2 protein-coding genes are annotated in these 1,116 nt (G+C 63.1%); both read left to right on the top strand.

Features of this window, described 5'->3' with window-relative positions:
• Window positions 1–608, top strand: a 608-nt coding sequence (locus ABWP09_RS14455; protein ID WP_353205815.1) for a transglutaminase-like domain-containing protein, incomplete at its 5' end; no start/stop codon positions are given.
• Window positions 609–675: 67 nt separating this feature from the next.
• On the top strand, window positions 676–945 hold the full coding sequence (locus ABWP09_RS14450) for a hypothetical protein (protein WP_353205814.1): 270 nt from the start codon (window positions 676–678) through the stop codon (window positions 943–945).
• Window positions 946–1,116 lie beyond the last annotated feature (171 nt).

The raw sequence follows: 1,116 nt of genomic DNA, 5'->3' as shown, positions 1-1,116 counted from the left end.
CCGCGCTCGGGGAAATCGCCGCCGCCGCGCGCGCCAGTCGCGATCCGTCGCCCGCTGGCCCGGCCAATTACCTCTTCCCCTCGCCGCTGATCCCGCTCGACCGCGACATCGCGCAGTGGTGCGCGCAGGATCTGCAGCCCGACCGCCCCGCGCTCGACGCCGCGATCGCGCTCGCCCAGCGCATCCAGAACGATTTCGCGTTCGATCCCACCGCGACGTTGGTCGACACGCCGCCGCACGAGGCGTTCCTGAAGCGCGGCGGCGTGTGTCAGGATTTCGCGCAGATTATGATCACGGGCCTCCGCGCGGCGGGCCTGCCCGCGGCCTATGCCTCGGGCTATATCCGCACGATCCCGCCACCGGGGCAGGCGCGGCTGGTCGGCGCCGATGCGACGCACGCTTGGGTATTGCTGTGGTGCGGGGCAGAACTCGGCTGGGTCGGGGTCGATCCGACCAACGGCATCTGGATGGCGGGCGACCATATCGTCATGGCGATCGGCCGCGACTACGGCGAAATCGCGCCGATCGACGGGGTGGTGCTGGGATCGAGCGCGCAGAAGATGGATGTCAGCGTCGATGTCGCGCCGGTGCTGGAGATGGTGGGATAGGGGTTGTGTCTGGAGTTGAGTAGGACGCTGACGTTGGCGCAGCGTCGGCTCGGCACTACATTAGGCCATGCCTCAAACACAGCAGAGCTTCGTCAACCTTAAAGACGATCCAATTTATGTGTCGGTTGAGCCGTGGCCGCAGTGCTTCGAGCTTGAAACTGGCGATAAGCTCACTCTCGTGTGGGATGCACCAGAAACTGGCGACACTCTGCAGATCAATTTCATTAATGATCGTGAGCTTGTTGTCTGGCCCGAAGGTGCAATCGACGACATTCGCTATTTCATCAACGGCGAACCGGGTGAGGATCGAAGCTGGACGTTCAAGCATAACCCCTAACGTCCTCGCTTGGAGCGCAATGGGCCGTCTGTCCTACGCAGCCAACCCCATGCTATCGTCCCGTCGGACAGGTCCTCCAATCACGATCAGCCCCTCGGCAGTCCACCCCGCAACAACCGCCGATGGTGCGACTCAAGTGTGACTTTACGCGTATCACTCAAATAACACACC

It is taken from the genome of Sphingomonas sp. (assembly GCF_040398505.1).
Lineage (GTDB): Bacteria > Pseudomonadota > Alphaproteobacteria > Sphingomonadales > Sphingomonadaceae > Sphingomonas.
Note: the sequence above shows the minus strand (reverse complement) of the source record. Positions and strands in the feature narration are given on the sequence as shown.